Source organism: Kineosporia succinea, from assembly GCF_030811555.1.
GTDB lineage: Bacteria > Actinomycetota > Actinomycetes > Actinomycetales > Kineosporiaceae > Kineosporia > Kineosporia succinea.
Window position 1 is genome coordinate 2,741,066 of record NZ_JAUSQZ010000001.1, and the last position, 19,332, is coordinate 2,760,397.

Annotated in this window: 17 protein-coding genes; 9 read left to right on the top strand and 8 right to left on the bottom strand. The window is 71.0% G+C overall.

The annotated features are described in order from the left end of the window. Window positions 1–37 precede the first annotated feature (37 nt). Both J2S57_RS11955 and J2S57_RS11960 read right to left on the bottom strand, forming a co-directional pair. On the bottom strand, window positions 38–1,138 hold the full coding sequence (locus J2S57_RS11955) for an alanine racemase (RefSeq protein WP_307241641.1): 1,101 nt from the start codon (window positions 1,136–1,138) through the stop codon (window positions 38–40). After that, window positions 1,135–2,331 (bottom strand): lipid II:glycine glycyltransferase FemX, encoded by a 1,197-nt coding sequence (locus tag J2S57_RS11960; RefSeq protein WP_307241644.1) that lies wholly within the window; start codon window positions 2,329–2,331, stop codon window positions 1,135–1,137. The genes J2S57_RS11955 and J2S57_RS11960 overlap by 4 nt, the downstream gene beginning before the upstream one ends. Window positions 2,332–2,495: 164 nt before the next feature. Here J2S57_RS11960 and J2S57_RS11965 point away from each other — a divergent pair, with 164 nt between their 5' ends. The 6 genes from J2S57_RS11965 to J2S57_RS11990 all read left to right on the top strand — a co-directional run bounded on the left by J2S57_RS11965 (window position 2,496) and on the right by J2S57_RS11990 (window position 9,223). Continuing rightward, window positions 2,496–3,893: a sensor histidine kinase gene (locus J2S57_RS11965; protein ID WP_307241647.1), complete on the top strand. Its 1,398-nt coding sequence runs from the start codon at window positions 2,496–2,498 to the stop codon at window positions 3,891–3,893. A gap of 133 nt (window positions 3,894–4,026) precedes the next feature. Then, on the top strand, window positions 4,027–4,806 hold the full coding sequence (locus tag J2S57_RS11970) for a response regulator (protein ID WP_307241649.1): 780 nt from the start codon (window positions 4,027–4,029) through the stop codon (window positions 4,804–4,806). Between the two features lie 385 nt (window positions 4,807–5,191). Then, window positions 5,192–6,214, top strand: a complete 1,023-nt coding sequence (fbaA, locus tag J2S57_RS11975; RefSeq protein ID WP_307241651.1) for a class II fructose-bisphosphate aldolase — start codon at window positions 5,192–5,194, stop codon at window positions 6,212–6,214. Between the two features lie 155 nt (window positions 6,215–6,369). Continuing rightward, window positions 6,370–6,813 carry a DUF3151 domain-containing protein gene (locus J2S57_RS11980; protein ID WP_370882626.1) on the top strand — a complete coding sequence of 148 codons (444 nt, stop codon included), beginning with the start codon at window positions 6,370–6,372 and terminating at the stop codon, window positions 6,811–6,813. Window positions 6,814–6,836: 23 nt separating this feature from the next. Next, window positions 6,837–7,826, top strand: a complete 990-nt coding sequence (locus tag J2S57_RS11985; RefSeq protein WP_307241654.1) for an NAD(P)/FAD-dependent oxidoreductase — start codon at window positions 6,837–6,839, stop codon at window positions 7,824–7,826. 107 nt (window positions 7,827–7,933) lie between these two features. Next, window positions 7,934–9,223, top strand: coding sequence for an adenylosuccinate synthase (locus J2S57_RS11990; RefSeq protein WP_307241656.1), 1,290 nt, complete (start codon window positions 7,934–7,936; stop codon window positions 9,221–9,223). Window positions 9,224–9,226: 3 nt separating this feature from the next. Here the strand turns inward: J2S57_RS11990 and J2S57_RS11995 are convergent, their stop codons facing one another. The 6 genes from J2S57_RS11995 to ku all read right to left on the bottom strand — a co-directional run bounded on the left by J2S57_RS11995 (window position 9,227) and on the right by ku (window position 16,537). Continuing rightward, on the bottom strand, window positions 9,227–9,694 hold the full coding sequence (locus J2S57_RS11995; protein WP_307241658.1) for an SRPBCC family protein: 468 nt from the start codon (window positions 9,692–9,694) through the stop codon (window positions 9,227–9,229). Beyond that, window positions 9,695–10,735 (bottom strand): SigB/SigF/SigG family RNA polymerase sigma factor, encoded by a 1,041-nt coding sequence (locus tag J2S57_RS12000; RefSeq protein WP_307241661.1) that lies wholly within the window; start codon window positions 10,733–10,735, stop codon window positions 9,695–9,697. Continuing rightward, window positions 10,732–11,163 carry an ATP-binding protein gene (locus J2S57_RS12005; RefSeq protein ID WP_370882627.1) on the bottom strand — a complete coding sequence of 144 codons (432 nt, stop codon included), beginning with the start codon at window positions 11,161–11,163 and terminating at the stop codon, window positions 10,732–10,734. Before J2S57_RS12005 ends, J2S57_RS12000 begins: the two co-directional genes overlap by 4 nt. 463 nt (window positions 11,164–11,626) lie before the next feature. After that, window positions 11,627–12,892 (bottom strand): MFS transporter, encoded by a 1,266-nt coding sequence (locus J2S57_RS12010; RefSeq protein ID WP_307241665.1) that lies wholly within the window; start codon window positions 12,890–12,892, stop codon window positions 11,627–11,629. 215 nt (window positions 12,893–13,107) lie between these two features. Further along, window positions 13,108–15,444 (bottom strand): MFS transporter, encoded by a 2,337-nt coding sequence (locus J2S57_RS12015; protein WP_307241667.1) that lies wholly within the window; start codon window positions 15,442–15,444, stop codon window positions 13,108–13,110. Between the two features lie 151 nt (window positions 15,445–15,595). Continuing rightward, window positions 15,596–16,537 (bottom strand): non-homologous end joining protein Ku, encoded by a 942-nt coding sequence (gene ku, locus J2S57_RS12020; protein ID WP_307241670.1) that lies wholly within the window; start codon window positions 16,535–16,537, stop codon window positions 15,596–15,598. Between the two features lie 250 nt (window positions 16,538–16,787). On the opposite strand from ku, the gene ligD (J2S57_RS12025) reads away from it, so the two are divergent. Genes ligD (J2S57_RS12025) through mobA form a run of 3 tightly spaced genes read left to right on the top strand, consistent with a single transcriptional unit; the run spans window position 16,788 to window position 19,323 of the window. Then, window positions 16,788–17,729 (top strand): non-homologous end-joining DNA ligase, encoded by a 942-nt coding sequence (gene ligD, locus J2S57_RS12025; protein WP_307241672.1) that lies wholly within the window; start codon window positions 16,788–16,790, stop codon window positions 17,727–17,729. A gap of 9 nt (window positions 17,730–17,738) precedes the next feature. Continuing rightward, window positions 17,739–18,674, top strand: a complete 936-nt coding sequence (ligD, locus tag J2S57_RS12030) for a non-homologous end-joining DNA ligase (RefSeq protein WP_307241674.1) — start codon at window positions 17,739–17,741, stop codon at window positions 18,672–18,674. Between the two features lie 40 nt (window positions 18,675–18,714). After that, window positions 18,715–19,323, top strand: coding sequence for a molybdenum cofactor guanylyltransferase (mobA, locus tag J2S57_RS12035; protein WP_307241677.1), 609 nt, complete (start codon window positions 18,715–18,717; stop codon window positions 19,321–19,323). Window positions 19,324–19,332: the final 9 nt, after the last annotated feature.

Sequence of the window (19,332 nt, forward strand, 5' to 3'; positions counted from 1 at the left end):
CCCCGGCGGGCGCCGGGGTTCCGCCGTGCGGGCTACGTCAGGAGGCGGCCGGAAACGTGGCACCCGGCGCGAACTCCTGCCCGGGAAGGGCCGGGCTGACGACGACCTCGTCGAACGTGCTGATCGTCATCCGCACGTCGCAGTTCAGGCGCTCGCCCACGGCCGGCGGGTTGACCCCGGCCGGCACGATGAGCATCGAGACCTGCATGTGCACGACGTCGGCGTAGTGCAGGCGCTTGCCGGCCCAGCGGAACGGCGAGGGGGTCCAGCCGACACCGTGCGCAGCGCCCATCAGGGCGCCCTTGAGCACGTCTTTCAGGCCGCCGCGGGCCGAGCTGCCCTGCAGGCCGACGCCGTGCGCGGTGCCGCCCGTGACCACGACCAGTGTGCCTCCGTGCAGCCGGCGCTGGCGGTAGCCGACGGCCTCGCGGTGCGGCACCGGCCGGGCGTCGAGCACCGTTCCGGTGACCGTGAAGGTGCTGCGGTCGGCCAGCCACAGACCGGTGCCGACCCGGGGGCGCACGGTCAGACGGGGCTCGGCCTCGCCCAGCTCGCGCAGCTCACGGGCGTTCAGGTGCGACACCCACAGCGTGTCGAACTCGACCCGGGCCCGGCGCAGCTCGTACAGCGCGGTGTGCACCGACTTCACCGCGTGGGCGCGGTCGCCGGTGCTGGGCAGGTGCATCGCGATCCCGGCCAGGCGCACCGAGCTCAGCGGGGCGGCCAGCTCGGCCAGCTCGGCCAGCTGCACGCCGTGCCGGTGCACCGGGGAGTCGAGCTCGAGGATGACCTCGAGGTCGGGGCTGTTCGGCTCGGCCAGCCGGTGCACCACGTCGGCCTGCGCGACCGTGCGGATCACCCGGCCGGTGGTCGGGTGCAGCCGGTTCAGCTCTTCCTGGGTGAGAGGCGCCAGCACCACGATGGTGCCGTCGAAACCCTCGCGCACCGAAGCGATCTCGGCCTCCGTGCCGACCGCCACCGTGTCCACGCCGAGGCGGGTCGACATCCGGGCCAGGCGCTCGCGCCCGAACCCGTAGCCGTTGCCCTTGATCACGGGCACCACGGTGGGGAACTGCTCGGCGGCCGTGCGGACGCTGGCGTCCCAGCGGGGTTCGTCGATCGTCAGGGTGAACGTCATGACCGCGCCGCCTGCACCTTCTGATAGGTCTGGAAAGCCTTGTTCCACATCGGCGAGAGCGTGTACTCCCACTCGCCCACGGTCTCCACCACGTGGCCGCCCGCGCCCAGCTTGAAGCGCAGCAGGCCGGAGAGCCGCTCGTTCTCGTCGAGGGTGTCGGCGATGCCGCGGAAGTCGTACGTCCACATGCCACGCCCGAGCGCGGCCCGCATCGACGTCCACTGCATCGCGGTCGGGGCCTGCACCTCACGCTTGCGTGAGGTCGAGGCGCCGTAGGTGTACCAGCAGGTGCGGTCGACGTCGACGGTCAGCGCGGCCGACAGCGGCTCGCCCTCGTGCTCGCTGATCCACAGCCGCAGCACCGGGTCCGGACCGCTGTTGAGCGCCTTCCACATGGTGGTGAAGTAGTTGGCCGGACGCGGCGTGAACTCGTCGCGCTCACCGGTCTCGACGTAGAGCTCGTGGAAGATCGGCAGGTCTTCGACACCGCCCTGCCGCACCACCACGCCTTCCTTGTCGGCGCGCTTGACGTTGCGCCGCCACTGCTGGTTCATGCTCTTCAGCAGCATCTCGGGCGTCTTGTCACGCAGGTCGGCGCGCACGCCCAGACGCGGCTGGCCGGCGGTGAACTGCCCGGACTCGTTCTCCAGCGACACCCAGCCGTGGGCCTTGAGCACGTTGCGCAGCGCCAGGCCGTCGTCGTAGGTCTCGTCCGGCTCGAGCTGCGAGAACCGGGTCACGCCGTCCGTGGACATGCCCTTCTTCGCCGTCGCCGTGCTCCAGTACTTGACCGGCTGGGTCGGGCCGATGCGCACCGCGAACGCGTGCTCGGCGCGCAGGTGGTCGAGCAGCGGGGTCAGCCAGGAGGAGGGAGCGGCCAGCACCCGGTCCCACGGGAGGGTGGGGCCCTCGGGGATGTAGGCGAGGCTGCGGTTGGTGCCGGGGATGGGGACCGGCCGGTACAGCACGAGTGCGGTGCCGACGATCTCGCCGTCCACGATCCAGCCGATGCTCTGGTTGCGCCAGGCCTGCTTCACGCCGCCCCACATCGGGGTCATCGTGATGCTGGCGCCGTGGCTCACGGCGTGGTGCAGGTGCTCGGCCGCCGAGATCGGCTGCACCGTGAGGCCCGGCTGCTTCGCCGGCCACAGGGCTGAGCCGGAGCGTGCGGAGCGGACGTCTGTTCCAGGCATGTGTAGAGAGTGCTTCCTGTGGCGGTGTCGCCACATCAGGCCACAGGATGGTCCCGTGGTGGTTTTGGGCGTCTTTTCTCATCCTTGAGTACGAGAGCAGATCGTCTTTTCGTTCATCCTCTGGAAGGAGGATGCCGGTCCGGCACGGGGTTTATCGTCGTAGGGTGACCAGTCAGCCACCCACCGGTGTCACACACCGTGCCGGGGCGAGTGCGGTCTGGGGGTTCCTCCGCGAACGGGTACTACCTCCGGTCCCCGCCGCGATCGTCGCCGCCGTGCTGTTCGCCGCCACCTTCGGCGGCCTGCTCTGGCTGACCGCCCTGGGCTGGGAACCGATGAACCCGGACAGCTATCTCTGGCTGTCGGCCGTGGTCACCGTGGTGCTGCTGACCCGCGACCGGTTCCCCCGCAGCACGCTGGTGCTGCTGGTGCTGCTGTACCCCCAGGCCTACGGCGGCTGGCTCAACACCGACCTCCACGTGCTCCCCTTCCTGCTGGCCGGCTACACGGTCGCGTCGCAGGGGGCGATGGCCGTGGGCTGGACCCTGCTGCTGTGCGAGGCCGGAGTACTGCACGACTCGCTGTTCTACGGCCTCGACCCCCAATGGTGGACGATCTGGACACTGTTCGATGACCCACAGAACCTCTGGGGCCTCAACGTCTCGCGCATCCTCACGCTTTCCGCGGTGGTGACTGCCACCGTTCTGCTCGGCGCCGCGTCTTACCGTCAGAGGCGGGCGAACGAGGAGCTCCGCCACCGGCAGGAGGAGCTGGAGCGGTTGCGTCAGATCGAGACCGATCAGATGGTGGCGGCCGAGCGCACCCGGATCGCGCGGGAGCTGCACGACGTGGTCGCCCACCACATCAGCGCGGTCGTGCTGCGCGCCCAGGCCGCCGACCGGGTGGCCGACGCGCGCCCCGAGCAGCTGCGCGAGGCCGTGCGCTGGATCGCCGTCGACGGGCAGCAGACCCTGGCCGCCATGCGCCAGGTGGTGAAGGTGCTGCGCTCCGCCGACTCCGCCGCCTCGCTGGTGCCGCAGACCACGCTGGCCGAGATCCCCGAGATCGCCGGGCGGATGGAGGCCGTGGGCATGCCGGTCGAGCTGCGTCTGCCCCCGCTCCAGCCGATCCTGCCCGCCGCGGTCGAGCTCGCGGCGGTGCGCATCATCCAGGAGTCCCTGACCAACGCCCTGGTGCACGCCCGGGCCGGGCGCGCGATGGTGGTGCTCCAGCTGGCGGGCGACAGCCTGCTCATCGAGGTGCACGACGACGGCGGTCCCGGGGCCGGGGCCGACGAGTCGTCGGCGGTGAGCCGCTGGACCCGCCGGGGCGTCGCGACGCCGCGGGGCATCGCGGTCGCCGGAGACCCGCCGGAGACCCGCCGCTCGTCCACCTTCGGCTCCGGCCACGGCCTGGTCGGCATGCGCGAGCGGGCCGCGTCCTGCTCGGGCACGCTCGAGATCGGCCACTCCTCGCTCGGCGGCTGGCTGGTGCGGGCCCGCCTGAGCATCACCGTGGGCCGGGAGACGCCGGCCCCGCGGATCCTGCCCCAGGCGGTCTGATCCCGCACCGGCCGGGCCTCGGGTCCCGAGGGCCAGGCCGGTCCGGAGGCCGGCCTGAAGCCCGGCAGGAGGCGCCGGGCGCCGGATCCGTGCGAGAGTGCGTCGGTCAACCGACGCCGAGCAGGAACCCACCGTGACCCAGACGTTCAACGATGCCCCAGGCGCGCCGATCCGGGTCGCCGTGGTGGACGACCAGGGCGTCATCCGCGCCGGTCTGACGATGATCCTCGACCACGAGCCCGACCTGACCGTCGTCGGTGAGGCCGGTGACGGCGCGCGGGCCCTCGAGATGGTCGCCACCGTGCGGCCCGACGTGGTGCTCATGGACATCCGGATGCCGGTGCTGGACGGGATCGAGGCCACCCGGCGGATCCTGGCCGGCGGCGAGAACGGCGAGAAGGTACCCGCCGTGCTGGTTCTCACCACGTTCGACGACGAGGAGTACGTGCTCGGCGCGATCCGGGCCGGGGCCAGCGGCTTCCTGCTCAAGGACGCCGGGCCGGACGTGCTGGTCTCGGCCGTGCGCACGGTGCACGGCGGCAACTCGCTCGTCGACCCGGTGGTCACGAACACGCTGATCGCGCACTGCCTGGAACTCGAGCGCGCCCTGCCGAAACCGGTCTCCGAACTCACCGCCACGTCCGCCGTCACCCAGCCGGCCCGGGACCGCTGGGCCCCCCGGCTGGCCACACTCAGCGATCGGGAGCGCCAGATCCTGGTCGGCATGGCCCGCGGGCTGTCGAACACCGACCTGGCCGAGCACCTCGTGGTCAGCGAGACCACAGTGAAGTCGCACGTCAGCTCGGTGCTGGCGAAACTCGGCCTGCGCAACCGGGTCCAGGCGGTGGTGGTGGCCTACGAGACCGGAGTGGTGGCCCCCGGCGAGCAGGCCGCACCGGACTGGCGGAGCTGACGTAGCCTGGATCACTGGGTTGTGTGGATCACGTCCGCGAGAACGGGCAGAACGCCCTTTTCCAGACCCGCAGCCGTTGCCTTGATCACGTCAGTCGCCTGAGTCACGCCACGTGTCCGGACAAGTGGGACACGACTCCGCGCAGAAATTTTTCCGGGATGCCCAAACGTTGACACGAGGCAGTGCAAGTGGGAATTCCCTCTCGGGACAATGACTCAGAGCCTCACGTAAGCGCACGACCGGAGGCCGTTCGCGTGCAAGGATCGCCGTAGCGAGAGCGACATGAAGGTCCGCAGGGCTTCCTATCGACGACGTGCGCCGGTGTGGTCGGTCCTGGACGGGCACCCGCTGTTGAACGCACGACGAACCGCACAGGAGCGCACCGATGCCGATTGCAACCCCCGAGGTCTACGCGGAGATGATCGACCGCGCGAAGGCCGGGTCGTTCGCCTACCCCGCCATCAACGTCACCTCGTCCCAGACGCTGAACGCCGCGATCCGCGGTTTCGCCGAGGCGGGCAGCGACGGCATCGTGCAGATCTCCACGGGCGGGGCCGAGTACGCCTCCGGCCCGACGATCAAGAACATGATCACCGGTGCGGTGGCCCTGGCCGAGTACGCGCACATCGTGGCGAAGAACTACGACGTCAACATCGCCGTGCACACCGACCACTGCCCGAAGGACAAGCTCGACGGTTACGTGCGCCCGCTGCTGGCGATCAGCGCCGAGCGCGTGGCCCGCGGTGAGAACCCGCTGTTCCAGTCGCACATGTGGGACGGCTCGGCCGTGCCCCTCGACGAGAACCTGAAGATCGCCGCCGAGCTGATCGAGCTGACGCACGCCGCGAAGATCATCCTCGAGGTCGAGATCGGCGTCGTCGGTGGCGAGGAAGACGGCGTCGCCAACGAGATCAACGACAAGCTCTACACCACGGTGGACGACGCGGTCGCCACCGTCGAGGCTCTCGGCCTGGGCGAGAAGGGCCGCTACCTCACGGCTCTCACGTTCGGCAACGTGCACGGCGTCTACAAGCCGGGCAACGTGAAGCTGCGCCCGGAGATCCTCAAGGAGATCCAGGACGCGGTGGGTTCCCGCTACGGCAAGGAAAAGCCGTTCGACCTGGTCTTCCACGGTGGCTCGGGCTCGCTGCCGGAAGAGATCTCGGCGGCCGTCGACTTCGGTGTGATCAAGATGAACGTCGACACCGACACCCAGTACGCCTTCACCCGGCCCGTGGTCGAGCACATGTTCAAGAACTACGACGGGGTGCTCAAGATCGACGGCGAGGTCGGCAACAAGAAGGCCTACGACCCGCGCGCCTGGGGCAAGGCGGCCGAGGCCGGCCTGGCCGCCCGGGTGGTCGAGGCCTGCGAGGCGCTGCGCAGCGCCGGTACCCGCATCAAGTAGTTCCGATCGAGAGGCTCCTCCGCGGCGGTCGGTCGCGGGGGAGCTTTTTCGTGCTTGAGGACGCGTCGGCACCCTCTGGTCCCAGGGGCGCCTCGAGAGGGACGCGGTCTCACCGAACCCGCACGCCGCGCGTCCGGGCCGCTGCCTGAGGCAGACTGACCTCCGTGACGCATCCGAACCTCCTGAACTCGCCGCCGCCCACCCTGCTCCCCGACGACGCGGTGTCGCGCGACGCGATCGCGGCCGGTGCCCCGCTGGAGAACGTGGCCGCGACCACCCCGTCGCACTGCCTGCCCTGGGCCGCGCTGGCCGAGCGCGCCCACGAGGGTGGCCGCGACATCGAGGCCTACGCCTACGCCCGCACCGGCTACCACCGCGGCCTCGACGCGCTGCGCCGCAACGGCTGGAAGGGCCACGGCCCGGTGCCGTGGTCGCACGTGCCGAACCAGGGCTTCCTGCGCGCCCTCGCGGCCCTCGGCCAGGCCGCCGCCGCGATCGGTGAGGACGAGGAGCGCGACCGCATCGCCCAGTTCGTCGCCGACTGCGACCCCGAGGCCGCGCACGCCCTCAACGTGCTCAGCTGGGCGGTTCAGCGCTGAGCCGTTCCGCCCCGGTCGTCGTGGTGGGGGCCGGGATCGCGGGAATCGCCTGCGCCCGGCGCCTTCACGACGCCGGGGTCCGGGTGCGCGTCTACGAGCGCGGTCGCCGAATCGGTGGCCGGATGGCCGTGAAGACGGAGTACGTGGGGCCGGTCTCGTCGCTGTCGGTCGGGCACGCGGTCGACATCGGCGCGCCCTACTTCACCGTGCGGGAAGCACTTTTCGCGCACGTGGTGGCGGCCTGGCGGGAAGCCGGACTGGCCCAGCCCTGGACCGACCACTTCTCGATTCTCGACGCCGACGGCCTGCGCCCGGGTGATCCCGGCCCGCAGCGCTGGTCGACCGTGCCCGGGGCCGGAGGTCTGCGCGGTCTGGTCGAGAACCTGGCCGCCGGGTTGCGGGTCGAGACCGCGCACCTGGTCGGCGGGGTGACGATCGAGAACGGGCACGCGCTGGTCGACGGGGAGCCGGCCGCGGCCGTGGTGCTGGCCATGCCCGACGCCCAGGCCGAGCGGTTGCTCCCCACCGGCACCGCCGCGGAACTGGGGGTGGCCGACTCCGGCCAGCACCCCGTCCTCACGCTCTGGGCCTCCTGGAGTGCGCGCTGGTGGCCCGCGTTCGACGGGGTGTTCGTCAACGACTCCGACGTGCTCACCTGGATCACCGACAGCGGGCGCAGCCACGCCGACGGGGTACCCGTGCTGGTCGCCCACAGCACCAGCGACTTCGCGCGTCCCCGCCTGAACGACCCGTCGTCGGGCATCGAGCCGATGCTCACCGAGCTCGGCCGGCTGCTCGGGGCCGACCCGACCCCGCCCGGCGAGTGGGCCCGGGTGCACCGCTGGTCGTTCGCCGCGCCGGTGCGCACCCATCTGGAACCGTTCGGGCTGACCGGTCCGGAAAGGCCGCTCATCGGTGTCTGCGGTGACGCCTGGGGTCCGCGGTCCCGGGTCGAGCAGGCCTGGATGTCGGGCAACGGACTGGCCGAGCAACTCCTGAAACAGCTGGACTAGCACCGACGGGCGCATCCGGCGGGGGGCCTCCGGGCAGAACGGTGCCGTCGCGGTAGCATCAATCACCGGACCCCACACCCAGGGGTGGACAAGAGGAGCCCGGTCTCATGCCCGCGATCGTTCTGGTCGGCGCCCAGTGGGGCGACGAGGGTAAGGGCAAAGCCACAGACGCCCTCGGTGCCGAGGCGGATTTCGTCGTCAAGTTCAACGGCGGCAACAACGCCGGGCACACCGTGGTCGTCGACGGTGAGAAGTACGCCCTTCACCTTCTGCCCTCGGGCATCCTCACCCCGGGCTGCACCCCGGTCATCGGCAACGGCGTGGTCATCGACCCGGCCGTTCTGTTCGAGGAGATCGAAGGGCTCACGGCGCGCGGCATCGACTGCTCCAAGCTGCTGATCTCGGCCAGCGCGCACCTGATTCCCTCGTACAACCGCACTCTCGACAAGACGGTCGAGCGGTTCCTGGGCAAGCGCAAGATCGGCACCACCGGGCGCGGCATCGGCCCGACGTACGCCGACAAGATGAGCCGCGTCGGCATCCGCGTGCAGGACCTGTTCGACGAGAACATCCTGCGCCAGAAGATCGAGGGTGCCCTCGACGCCAAGAACCACCTGCTGGTGAAGGTGTTCAACCGCCGCGCCATCACGGTCGACGAGGTGTTCGAGGAGCTCATCGCCTACGCCGACAAGATGCGCCCGATGGTGGCCGACACCGCGCTGGTGCTGGGCCAGGCGCTCGACCGCGGCGAGATGGTGCTCTTCGAGGGCGGCCAGGCCACCCTGCTCGACGTCGACCACGGCAACTACCCGTTCGTGACCTCGTCGAACGCCACGTCCGGCGGCGCCTGCACCGGCTCCGGCGTTCCGCCCACCCGCATCGACCGGGTCATCGCGGTGGCCAAGGCCTACGCCACCCGCGTCGGCGAGGGTCCGTTCCCGACCGAGCTGCACGACGAGTGGGGCGACCGCCTGCGCGACGTCGGCGGCGAGTTCGGCACCACCACCGGCCGTCCGCGCCGCTGCGGCTGGTACGACGCGCCGATCTCGCGGTACGCCGCGCGCATCAACGGCGTCACCGACTTCGTGCTCACCAAGCTCGACGTGCTCACCGGCATCGAGAGCATCCCGGTCTGCGTGGCCTACGACGTCGACGGTGTGCGGCACGACGAAATGCCCATGACGCAGACCGGTTTCCACCACGCCAAGCCGATCTACGAGCACTTCGACGGGTGGACCGAAGACATCTCGGCGGCCCGCACGTTCGACGACCTGCCCAAGAACGCCCAGGCCTACGTGCTGGCGCTGGAAGAGATCTCGGGCCAGCGCATCAGCGCCGTCGGGGTCGGCCCGAGCCGCGAGCAGACCGTGGTGCGGCACTCGCTGCTGCCGGAGTAAGACCTACGGCGTGTAGGCGGAAGCCCGCGCCGGGTAGTACTTCTCGAAGTCGTCCGGAACCTCGCCGCCGTCCAGAACGGCGGCGAGGCGGTCGAGGTAGAACTCCCAGCCGGGGCCGATGCTGCTCGCGTCGACCGGCGTCGGCAGCTCGTGGGTGAAGGTCAGGCTGCTGCCCACCGCGGTGCTGCTGAGAATCATCCGCAGCACCCAGGGCTCGCCCTCGGCCGGGGTGGTGACGGCGAGAACGTAGGGCTCCGAACAACTGTCGATCCGCACCGGGCTGGCCGGGGTGCCCTCCTCGGCCGACATGTGCAGCTGCACGGTGCCGGACGCCGGATCACCCTCCCACCGCCCGATCCACCGGGCCGTGAGATCAGGATCGGTCAGCGCGGCCCAGAGCTCCTTCACCGGCACCGCGAAGGCCCGGGTGAAGATCAGCTGGTTGCCGGTGAGCCGGCCTGTGGGGTCCATCTACAGCTCCTGGGTCAGCCCGCTGCGCAGGATGTTGAGGCTCTTGGTGAGCAGCCGGGACACGTGCATCTGCGACACCCCGACCTCGGCCGCGATCTGCGACTGGGACAGGCCCTTGCCGAAACGCAGCTCCAGGATGCGGCGTTCGCGGGCCGGCAGCCGGGCCAGCAACGGCCCCAGCGTGGCCCGCTGCTCGACCAGTTCCAGCCCGGCGTCTTCGAAGACCTTGCCCATCCGGTCGGACTCTTCGGACGTGGTCTGCAGCGGCACGGTGATGTAGGCGCTCGCGGTCTCCAGCGCCTCGAGCACGAGATCCGCGTCCACGTCGAGGTACTGGGCGATCTCGCGCACCGTGGGGGAGCGGTCGAGGGTGTGGGTGAGGGTTTCGCGGGCTTCGGAGACGCGGCGGCCGAGGTCTTGGATGCGGCGGGGGATGCGCATGGCCCAGCCGCGGTCGCGGAAGTGGCGGCGGATCTCTCCGACGATGGTGGGGACGGCGAAGGCGGCGAAGGCTCCGCGGGTGGGATCGAAGCGGTCGACGGCGTGCAGGAGGCCGATGGTTCCGACTTGTACGAGGTCGTCGTAGGGTTCGCCGCGGCCCTTGAAGCGCTGGGCGAGGTGGTGCACCAGGGGGAGGTGGCACTCGATCACGGTGCGGCGCAGGTGCTGGTACTGCGGGTGGCTCGGAGACATCGAGGCCAGGCGGTGCAGGTCCGGATCGGACAGGGGCACGGCGCTGTCGGGGTCACTCGTGTCGTATCCGCCGGGCCCGTGCGGATCTTCGGCGTCGGGCGGGCTGTCGGCGTCGGTAGGACTGTCGACGTCGGACGGGGTGCTGAGGTCGGCGCTGTTCAGGTCGGCGCTGTTCAGGTCGGCGCTGTTCAGGTCGGCGCTGTTCAGGTCGGAAGGACTGCCCAGCGCCTCGAGTTCGTCGGGCCCCGGAACCCCGCGCAGGGGCTGACCCGGATGACGCACGACCTCGGGCTGGCTGCTGCGCGGCAGGACCCGCAGGCGGGCGTCGGCGTCGTGCTGCAGGCTCACCTCTCGGCCCGCCCCGGGGTGGTTGGCACGCTCAGCTTGATCCAGGCGCCGTCGGGGTCGGCCCCGGTGATCACGTCACCGGCCAGGGCTCGCAGCACCGACCACGAGAAGCTGGCCTCCCGAGGCAGTTCGGCGACCGGGCCGGTGATGGTGACGGCCAGGCTCTGGCTGCCGATCAGGCCGACCTCGAAGGCCGCGTCGAGGGTGCGGCCCGGGTGCGCGCGCCCCGCGAGCAGCAGGGAACAGGCCTCGTCGACGGCGATGCGCAGGTCTTCGATCTCGTCGAGCGTGAGATCGAGGCGGGTGCCGAGTCCGGCGGCCGCCGTGCGAACCACGGCCAGATAGGCGGGGTCGGCCGGTACCCGCAGATCCACGGTGTCGAGCCGACGTGCCTGCTCGACCACGTCGGACCGCTGCTTGCCCCGAATCGTGCTCACATCCCCCCGTGACGCTGACCGGCCCTGGTCGTTGCGGTGCGCGGATCGTCCGTCACGGAACGATACCAATGTCACCATCGGAACAGGGTAGTGCACTCAGAGTTGTAGTTGTCCAGGCCTCAAGACGAGGCCAAGCCACGGAACTCACCTGACCGGTCACGGGTGGTGAAGCCCTGACCCGTTCGGTCGTATGGGTAATTCTGCCCGTCCGGGGGCGCATCGTCCGCCGTTTCGGGGCCGGTCACGCGGATTGTTGAGTGAGTTGCGGCGCCTCGGGCGTTCTGCAGCACGGGTGCAGTACCGCATATCCGGCGATAGGTGTGAAACGGGCAGGATCAGCGGAAAGATCAGATGCCCCAGGAATGTTCACCTTCAAACAAAACGCCGGCGGGCGACGCGTTGACTCCCCGCGCCGCCCTCCGCCGCTCGTCCGCCGGGTCGTCCGCCGGGTCGTCTACTGATCGGCGAGTGCGTCCTGACGGGAGTGGTCCGCTCCGGTGACCGACGCGTCCGCCATCGGCGTTCTGGTGGTGCGCACGACCTGGACGCCCGAACCCTGCGTGGCCCCCGCGTACACCGCGATCGCGACGCCAAGCAGACCCAGGCCGACCGCCACCAGGTTGGGCGAGTTGTAGCCCCAGCCGGCCGCGATGGTCAGGCCACCCAGCCAGGCGCCGAGGGAGTTGGCGATGTTGAAGGCCGCGTGCATGCTCGACGCGGCCAGGTTCGGGGCGCCGCCGGCCATGCTGATGATGCGGTTCTGCAGGGCCGGGAAGGCCATCGTGTTGCAGAACGGGAAGAGGAAGATCAGCACCGCCGAGGCGATCTTGTTGCTCGAGGCGAAGTAGAAGGTGGCCGCGACCACGGCGTTGGCGCTCATCGCGCCGTAGACGACGCGCGTGGTGTCGTAGCGGTCGGCCAGCCGGGCGCCGATCAGGTTGCCGAAGGTCATGCCCAGCCCGAACAGCACCAGCAGTGGCGTGATGCTCGACTCGGCGTAGCCCGCCACCTCGGTCATCATCGGGGCGATGTAGCTGAAGGTCGCGAAGGTGGCGCCACCACCGATCGTGGCCACGCCCAGCGACAGCCAGATCTGCCGGTTCCTGAACGCGTTCAGCTCGTGACGCAGGTGCGGGGCGTCGGGTGAGCTCGGGTCGACGCGCTCGCTGCGGGGAACGGCGGCCAGCACGCCCAGGGCGCCGATCAGCTCGACCACGGCGACGAGCACGAACACCAGCCGCCAGGAGGTGTTCTGGCCGATGAAGGTGGTCATCGGCACGCCGACCACGTTGGCGATGGTGAGGCCGGCGAAGACCACGGCCATGGCCTGGCTCTTCTTGTTGCTGGTGACGAGCTTGCCGGCCTGCACCGCGGCCACGCCGAAGAACGCGCCGTGCGGGAGCCCGGACAGGAACCGCATCACCAGCAGTGCCCAGAAGCCGGGCATGAACGCGGAGATCACGTTGCCCAGGGCGAGGGCCACGACCAGGCTGATCAGCAGGCCCTTGCGCGGGAACCGCACGGACGCCGCGGTGAGCAGCGGCGCGCCGATCACCACGCCGATCGCGTAGGCCGAGATCAGGTTGCCCGCCTGGGGCACGCTGACGTCGAGATCGCCCGCGATGTCGGGCAGCAGGCCGAGAGCGACGAATTCGCCCGTACCGAGCCCGAAACTGCAGATTGCCAGTACCAGTAGCGCACGCCGCACCGGTGTGAACACGGGCCGCCGCCCCCTTCGTTCGTCAGGATGTTCGTGACCAGGGCGCGGCTGCGGACCGTCGGTATTTACTCCGGGAACGAGCAAAAATGCGACGGTTCGAAAAGATTGAGGGGCGGCGTCATTGAGCCCAAGGCGGTCGAGCGGTTGGCCCGACTGCGTACGCCACTGGCTGATTCACAGAATACAACCGGTGACCCGGTCGCGTATTCCCCTCGTCACTCCTGGCTGCGGCGCAGGATCCGGGCGAGGTCTTCGGGGGTGGCCCAGCCGGCCGGGTTCTCGGGGGTCTCGTGGCTTGAGGACGCTGTGGTCGCCTGGGAGCCCGTCCGCGGCTCGGTCGGGTGGCTGGCGGACGTGACGCTCGCGTGGGTGCCCGCGTAGGGCTTGGCGGGGTGGCCGGGGGACGTGTCGGTCGCCTGGGTGCCCACGTGCGGCGGGGCGGGTTGGCTGGGGGGCGCGGTGGTTGCGTGCGCGGTGTCGGGCGGCTGGGGGTCGGCGACGGGGGACACGCCGACCGGGGAGGACTGGCCGGCCGCCGTGGTGGGCTGCACCGGAGGGTTCGGTTGCGTGCGGTCGGCCGGGTGGACGGGGCCAGCCGGCCGTGGGTCGGTGACCGGGTGCGTCGGCTGGGTCTGGTCCGTGGGGTGGGGCTGAGCGGTGGACGGGGCCGGTTCGGGGGATGACGTCGCGGCCGAGAGGACGGCGGAGATGGCGTCGAGGGTGACGGCGGGTACCGGGAGCGCGGGGGCGACGGGAGCGGCGGGGGCCGGGGGCGTCGGGGTGGCGGTCCGAGGGGCTGTGGTGATCCCGGTGGAGGGGGAGTCGGCGGCCGAGATCGCGGCCGAGATGGCATCCAGGGTGAGCGCCGGCACCGGGCCGGATTCCCGGAGAGGACGCTGCGAGGTGGGGGTACTGACGTCAGCAGGCGTGCCCGTCGGGGTGGCGAGCGGCGTCGGGCCGGTGGGCGGCGGACGGCGTGCGCCGGGAGCGGCCGGGAGAGAGCCGGTGTCGCGGGTGACGGTCGGGGTCGGGCCGGCCGGCCGGCGGGTGTGGGCGCCGGGGCGGTCGGTGTGGCCGGCGGCCGGCATCGGGCCGGTGGGCCACGACGGGCCGGGGACCATCGGCGTCGAGGAGGTGTGGCGGGTGGCGGAGTGCAGGGGGACCTCGACCGGCCCGGTTTCCCAGGGCAGGCGGACGACCGGGGTCGGGCTGGTCGCCGGGCCGAGCGGGATGCCGGCGGTGGCGTCGGAGTTGCTGTAGCGCCCGACGATCGGGATCGGGTTGGTGTTCAGCCCGACGACGGGGATGCGGATCGGGGCGGTGGCCGGGCCGCTGCCGGGAGGACGCATCGGGTTGCCGCCGGGCACCGAGGTGGGCAGCGGCAGCACGGTGGTGAGCGAGTACTGGGTGCGGGCCGCGTAGAGCGCGATCAGCAGCGCGAGCACGCCGAGACCGACGGCCACCAGGTTCGGCGAGTTGTAGCCCAGGCCGGACGCGATGGTGATGCCGCCGAGCCAGGCGCCGAGGGAGTTCGCGATGTTGAAGGCCGCGTGCATGCCGGCCGCGGCCAGGTTGGGCGCACCACCGGCCTGGCTGATGATCCGGTTCTGCAGGGCCGGGAAGGCCATCGTGTTGCAGAACGGGAAGAGGAAGATCAGCACGGCCGAGGCGATCCGGTCGGAGGCGGCGAAGTAAAACGCGGCGGCCACGACCACCTGGGCCGCCATCACGCCGTAGATCACCTGGGCGCCGTTGTAGCGGTCGGCCAGCTGCGCACCGATCAGGTTGCCGAAGGTCATGCCCAGCCCGAACAGCACCAGCAGCGGGGTGATGTCGCTCTGCCGGTAGCCGGCGACCTCGGTCATCATCGGCGCGATGTAGCTGAACGTGGCGTGGATACCGCCGCAGCCGATCACCGCCACCGCGAGCGACAGCCAGATCTGCCGGTTGCGGAACGCCCCGAGTTCCTCGCGCAGTCGCTGCCTCTCGGACCGGGGGCTGCGCGGCACCGCGGCCAGCACTCCCAGCACCCCGATCAGCTCGACCCCGGCGATCAGGACGAACACCGTGCGCCAGCTCGCCTGCTGGCCGATGTAGGTGGTCAGCGGCACGCCGATGACGTTCGCGATGGTGAGCCCGGCGAACACCACGGCCATCGCCTGGCTCCGGCGTCCGGCCGAGACCATGTTCGCGGCCTGCACCGACGCCAGGCCGAAGAACGCGCCGTGCGGCAGGCCGGACAGGAAGCGCATGCCGAGCAGGGTGTTGTAGTCGGGCATCGCGGCCGAGGCCAGGTTGCCCAGGGCCAGGGCCACGACCAGGCTGATCAGCAGGCCCTTGCGCGGGAACCGCACCGAGGCGGCGGCCAGCAGCGGCGCCCCGATCACCACGCCCAGCGCGTAGGCGGACACCAGGTGCCCGACCGCGGGCACGCTGACGCCGAGGTCGCTCGCCATGCCGGGCAGCAGCCCGACGACGACGTACTCACCCGTCCCGAGCCCGAAACTGCAGATGGCCAGCACCAGCAGCGCGCGCCGCACCGGATCGCGCATGCGTGCCGTCCTTTGGGGTACAGCTGCCCGGCGTCGGCCGGACAGGTTGCGGGGCACCAACATTGAGGCCCGACAGCGGGCACTGTGCCACACAAACTCCCCGGCCGCCAGATCTCGGAGAGCTACCGGACGACCACTGAATGTTGTTGCCTCAGGCGGACTTGCGGGCCGGGGTCTTCTTCGCGGCGGTCTTCTTGGCCGCGGTCTTCTTCGTGGTGGACGCCGAAGTGGACGACGAGCTCTTCTTGGCCGCCGTCTTCTTCGTGCCCGACGACGCCGACTTGCGGGCCGCGCCGCCCGACGACGGCTTCTCGCCCCGCGCCTCCTTGGCCCGGTCGACGCTCGCCTGCAGGGCCGACAGCAGGTCGACGACCTCGGTCTGGGCCTCTTCCGCCGCCTCCACCGGAGCCGGTGCCGCGCCCTCGAGCTTGGCCTCGACCAGCTGCACCAGGGCCTGCTGGTAGTCGTCCTCGTACTGGTCGGGCTCGAAGTCGGCGGCCATCGAGTCGACCAGCGACGCGGCCATCCGCAGCTCCTGCGGGCGCAGGTCGACATCCTCTTCCAGCACCGGGAACTCGGCCGCGCGGATCTCGTCGGGCCACATCAGTGTCTGCATCATGATCACCCGGTCGCGGACCCGCAGCACCGCCAGTGACTCCCGCTGACGCAGGGCCACCTTCACCACGGCCACCCGGTCGGTGGCCTCGAGCGCCTCACGCAGCAGGGCGTAGGGCTTGGCCGCGCGCGCGTCGGGCTCCAGGTAGTAGGCCTTGCCGTAGAGGATCGGGTCGACCTGGCCGGTGGGCACGAACTCGACCACGTCGATCTCGCGGCCGGTGCTCAGCGGCAGCTGGTCGAAGTCCTCGTCGGTCAGCACCACGAGCCGCCCGTCCTCGGCCTCGTAGCCCTTGGCCAGCTGGTCCCACGCGACCTCTTCACCGCAGGCGCTGCAGATGCGCTTCATCCGGATGCGCCCGCCGTCTTCCCGGTGGACCTGATGGAACCGGATGTCGTGCTCCTGGGTCGCCGAGAACAACCGGACCGGCACGTTGACGAGGCCGAAGGAGACCGCGCCCTTCCAGATCGCCCGCATTCGTCTGCTCCTCAGTCGTGGTCAAACCGGTCGACCCTGGCTCTCGCGCCAATTCCGGCATCGCTGTCAAGTCGGACACGCCGGGAGCCTGTCACCCAGCATGACCTCCCGATCACGCCGACGCCAGGGCAAGTACCGTGCCCATCCGTGTTGACCTGCGTCTACGCCAAAAGTCATCGGTTCGGCCGAGCTCGTGATTGAGGGCGCTCCAGGGGGAGTGATCTGCGCGACTCTGTGCTCTGATGAGCCCATGCGACCCATGCTCGCCACCTCGGCGGACGCCGAACGCGGGCTCCCGGCCGACGGCGAACGGTGGGCCTACGAGGTCAAGTGGGACGGATGGCGGGTGATCGCCGATCTGGGAGACGGCCGGGCCCGGCTCTGGAGCCGCTCCGAACGCGAGATCACCGCGGCCTTCCCCGAGCTGGCCCAGCCCCCGAACCCGGCCACCGCGCTCCTCGACGGCGAGGTCGTCATCCTCGTGAACGGCGTCCCCTCGTTCACCGCACTCGCCGACCGCATCCACGTGACCGACCCGCGCAAGGCCCGGGCGCTCGCGGCCCGGAACCCGGCCACCCTGATCGCCTTCGACGTCCTCCGCCACGACGGCGCCGACCTGATGCGGCGCAGCTGGCAGGAGCGGCGTGAGGTGCTGGAAGGACTGGACCCGGGCGGGAGGTGGCAGATCTCCCCGGTCTACGACGACGTCGGGCTGCTGGTCCACGCCACCCTGGAGCAAGGGCTGGAGGGAGTCGTGGCCAAGCGCCGCGGCTCCGAGTACCGGCCGGGCGTGCGCAGCAGCGACTGGCGCAAGCTGGCCCACCGCCGGGTGCAGTCGGTGGTGGTGGGCGGCTGGCGCCCGGAGATCAACGACCGCGGCACGATCGGGGCCCTGCTGATCGGGGTCCCGGGCGACGACGGCCGGCTGCGGTTCGCCGGGCGGATGGGCAGCGGCCTGACCGCCGCCGGGCCGCAGGCCGAGCTGCGCGAACGGCTGGGGCCCCTACAACTGGAGAGGTCGCCGTTCGGCGACGCCGTGCCGAGGGCGGACGCGAAGGGCGCGACCTGGGTGGAGCCGGTCGTCGTGGTGGACGCGCGGCACCTGGGGCGCACCGAGAACGGAAGGCTGCGGCAGCCGGTCTTCCGCGGCATCCGGTCCGACCTGCGCGCCGAAGACGTCCGGTACGAGTAGGGGAGAGCGATGCCGGCGAACGAGCAGCTCGTCGACGTGGGCGGTCGCACCTTGCGGCTGCGGAACCTGGACAAGGTGCTCTATCCCTCGACCGGCACCACCAAGGGCGAGCTGCTGCACTACCTCACCAGCGTGTCCGGGTTGCTGCTGCCGCATCTGAAAGACCGCCCGGCGACGCGTAAGCGCTGGCCCGACGGGGTGGAGTCGAGCACCACCTTCTTCGAGAAGAACGTGCCCCGGGGCGCCCCGTCGTGGCTGCGGGACGTCACCCTGCCCGCGCCCGGCAGCACCAAGGACCGCGAGATGGTCACCTACCCGCTCATCGACGACCTGGCCGGTCTGGTCTGGGCCGCCAACCTGGCCGCGCTCGAGCTGCACGTGCCGCAGTGGCGGGTGGGCCCGCGCGGGGCCGCGAAGGATCCCGACCTGCTCGTCATCGACCTGGACCCGGGGGCTCCGGCGGGGCTCCCGCAGTGCGCCGAGGTCGCCTGGGCGGTGCGGGAGAAGCTGGAGGACGACGGTCTGGTCGCCTTCCCGGTCACCTCCGGCGGCAAGGGGATGCAGCTGTACGCGGCGGTCTCGGGCAAGCAGGACGCGACCACGGTGCGGGAGTACGCCCACCGCCTGGCTGAGGGGCTGGAACGGGAGATGCCGCGCCTCGTGGTGTCGCGGATGGCGAAGGCGCTGCGCAAGAACAAGGTTCTGCTCGACTGGAGCCAGAATCACTCGGCCAAGACCACGATCTGCCCGTTCTCGCCGAGAGGGCGCGAGCGTCCCACGGTGGCGGCGCCCAGAACGTGGGACGAGCTGGACGACCCGGGTGCCTTGCGGCAACTCGAGTTCGGGGAGGTTCTGGATCGGGTGCCCGACCTCGGTGACCCGCTCGCCGAGCTGCTGCCGACGGGGAACCGGGCCGGTAAGGGGCCGCGGGTGCCGACGTCCTGAGTATGGTCGTGATCATGACGGACGCGTGTGGTGACCAGGTATGACGGCCTTCGCGACGGTGGTGCTCGCCGGGGGCACCGGGGAACGGCTCGGCGGGGTGGACAAGGCGGCCATCGAGGTGGCCGGGGTCTCGCTGCTCGACGGCGTGCTGCTGGCGACGACCGCGGCGGAGACCACCGTCATCGTCGGGCAGGCCCGCCCCACCGTGCGCGACGTCGCCTGGGCCCGGGAGGACCCACCCGGAACCGGGCCGCTCGCCGGGCTGTTCGCGGGGGTCGAGGCCCTCGGCCCCGATGCGCCCGGGCTCACCGCGGTCTTCGCGACCGACCTGACCCGGCTGGGCGCCGCGGACGTGCGCCGGCTCGTGAACGCCCTGGCGACCACCCCCGAGGCCGAGGCCGATGCCGCCCTCTTCGTCGATGCCGAGGGCCGTCGTCAGCCCCTGGCCGCGGTGTACCGCACCGCCGTGCTGACCCGCGTCCTCCGTTCACTGCTGCCCCTCGACGGAAAACCGGTGCGGGCCCTGGTGAAGCTGCTCGGCGTGGTCGAGGTGCCGGATCACGGAGCCTCGCAAGACTGTGACACGCCGGAGCAACTGGCCCGGCTGAAGTCCGACGAGCCCGACCAGCCCGACGAGCCCGACGATTAGGAGCGCAGA

Bases quoted from the DNA above. Each gene is read 5' to 3' on its own strand.
- J2S57_RS11995 (WP_307241658.1), bottom strand. From the start codon at position 9,694: ATGGACCCCACAGGCCGGCTCACCGGCAACCAGCTGATCTTCACCCGG.
- J2S57_RS11990 (WP_307241656.1), top strand. From the start codon at position 7,934: ATGCCCGCGATCGTTCTGGTCGGCGCCCAGTGGGGCGACGAGGGTAAG.
- ligD (WP_307241672.1), top strand. From the start codon at position 16,788: ATGCGACCCATGCTCGCCACCTCGGCGGACGCCGAACGCGGGCTCCCG.
- ligD (WP_307241674.1), top strand. From the start codon at position 17,739: ATGCCGGCGAACGAGCAGCTCGTCGACGTGGGCGGTCGCACCTTGCGG.
- ku (WP_307241670.1), bottom strand. From the start codon at position 16,537: ATGCGGGCGATCTGGAAGGGCGCGGTCTCCTTCGGCCTCGTCAACGTG.
- J2S57_RS11960 (WP_307241644.1), bottom strand. From the start codon at position 2,331: ATGCCTGGAACAGACGTCCGCTCCGCACGCTCCGGCTCAGCCCTGTGG.
- J2S57_RS11955 (WP_307241641.1), bottom strand. From the start codon at position 1,138: ATGACGTTCACCCTGACGATCGACGAACCCCGCTGGGACGCCAGCGTC.
- fbaA (WP_307241651.1), top strand. From the start codon at position 5,192: ATGCCGATTGCAACCCCCGAGGTCTACGCGGAGATGATCGACCGCGCG.
- mobA (WP_307241677.1), top strand. From the start codon at position 18,715: ATGACGGCCTTCGCGACGGTGGTGCTCGCCGGGGGCACCGGGGAACGG.
- J2S57_RS12015 (WP_307241667.1), bottom strand. From the start codon at position 15,444: ATGCGCGATCCGGTGCGGCGCGCGCTGCTGGTGCTGGCCATCTGCAGT.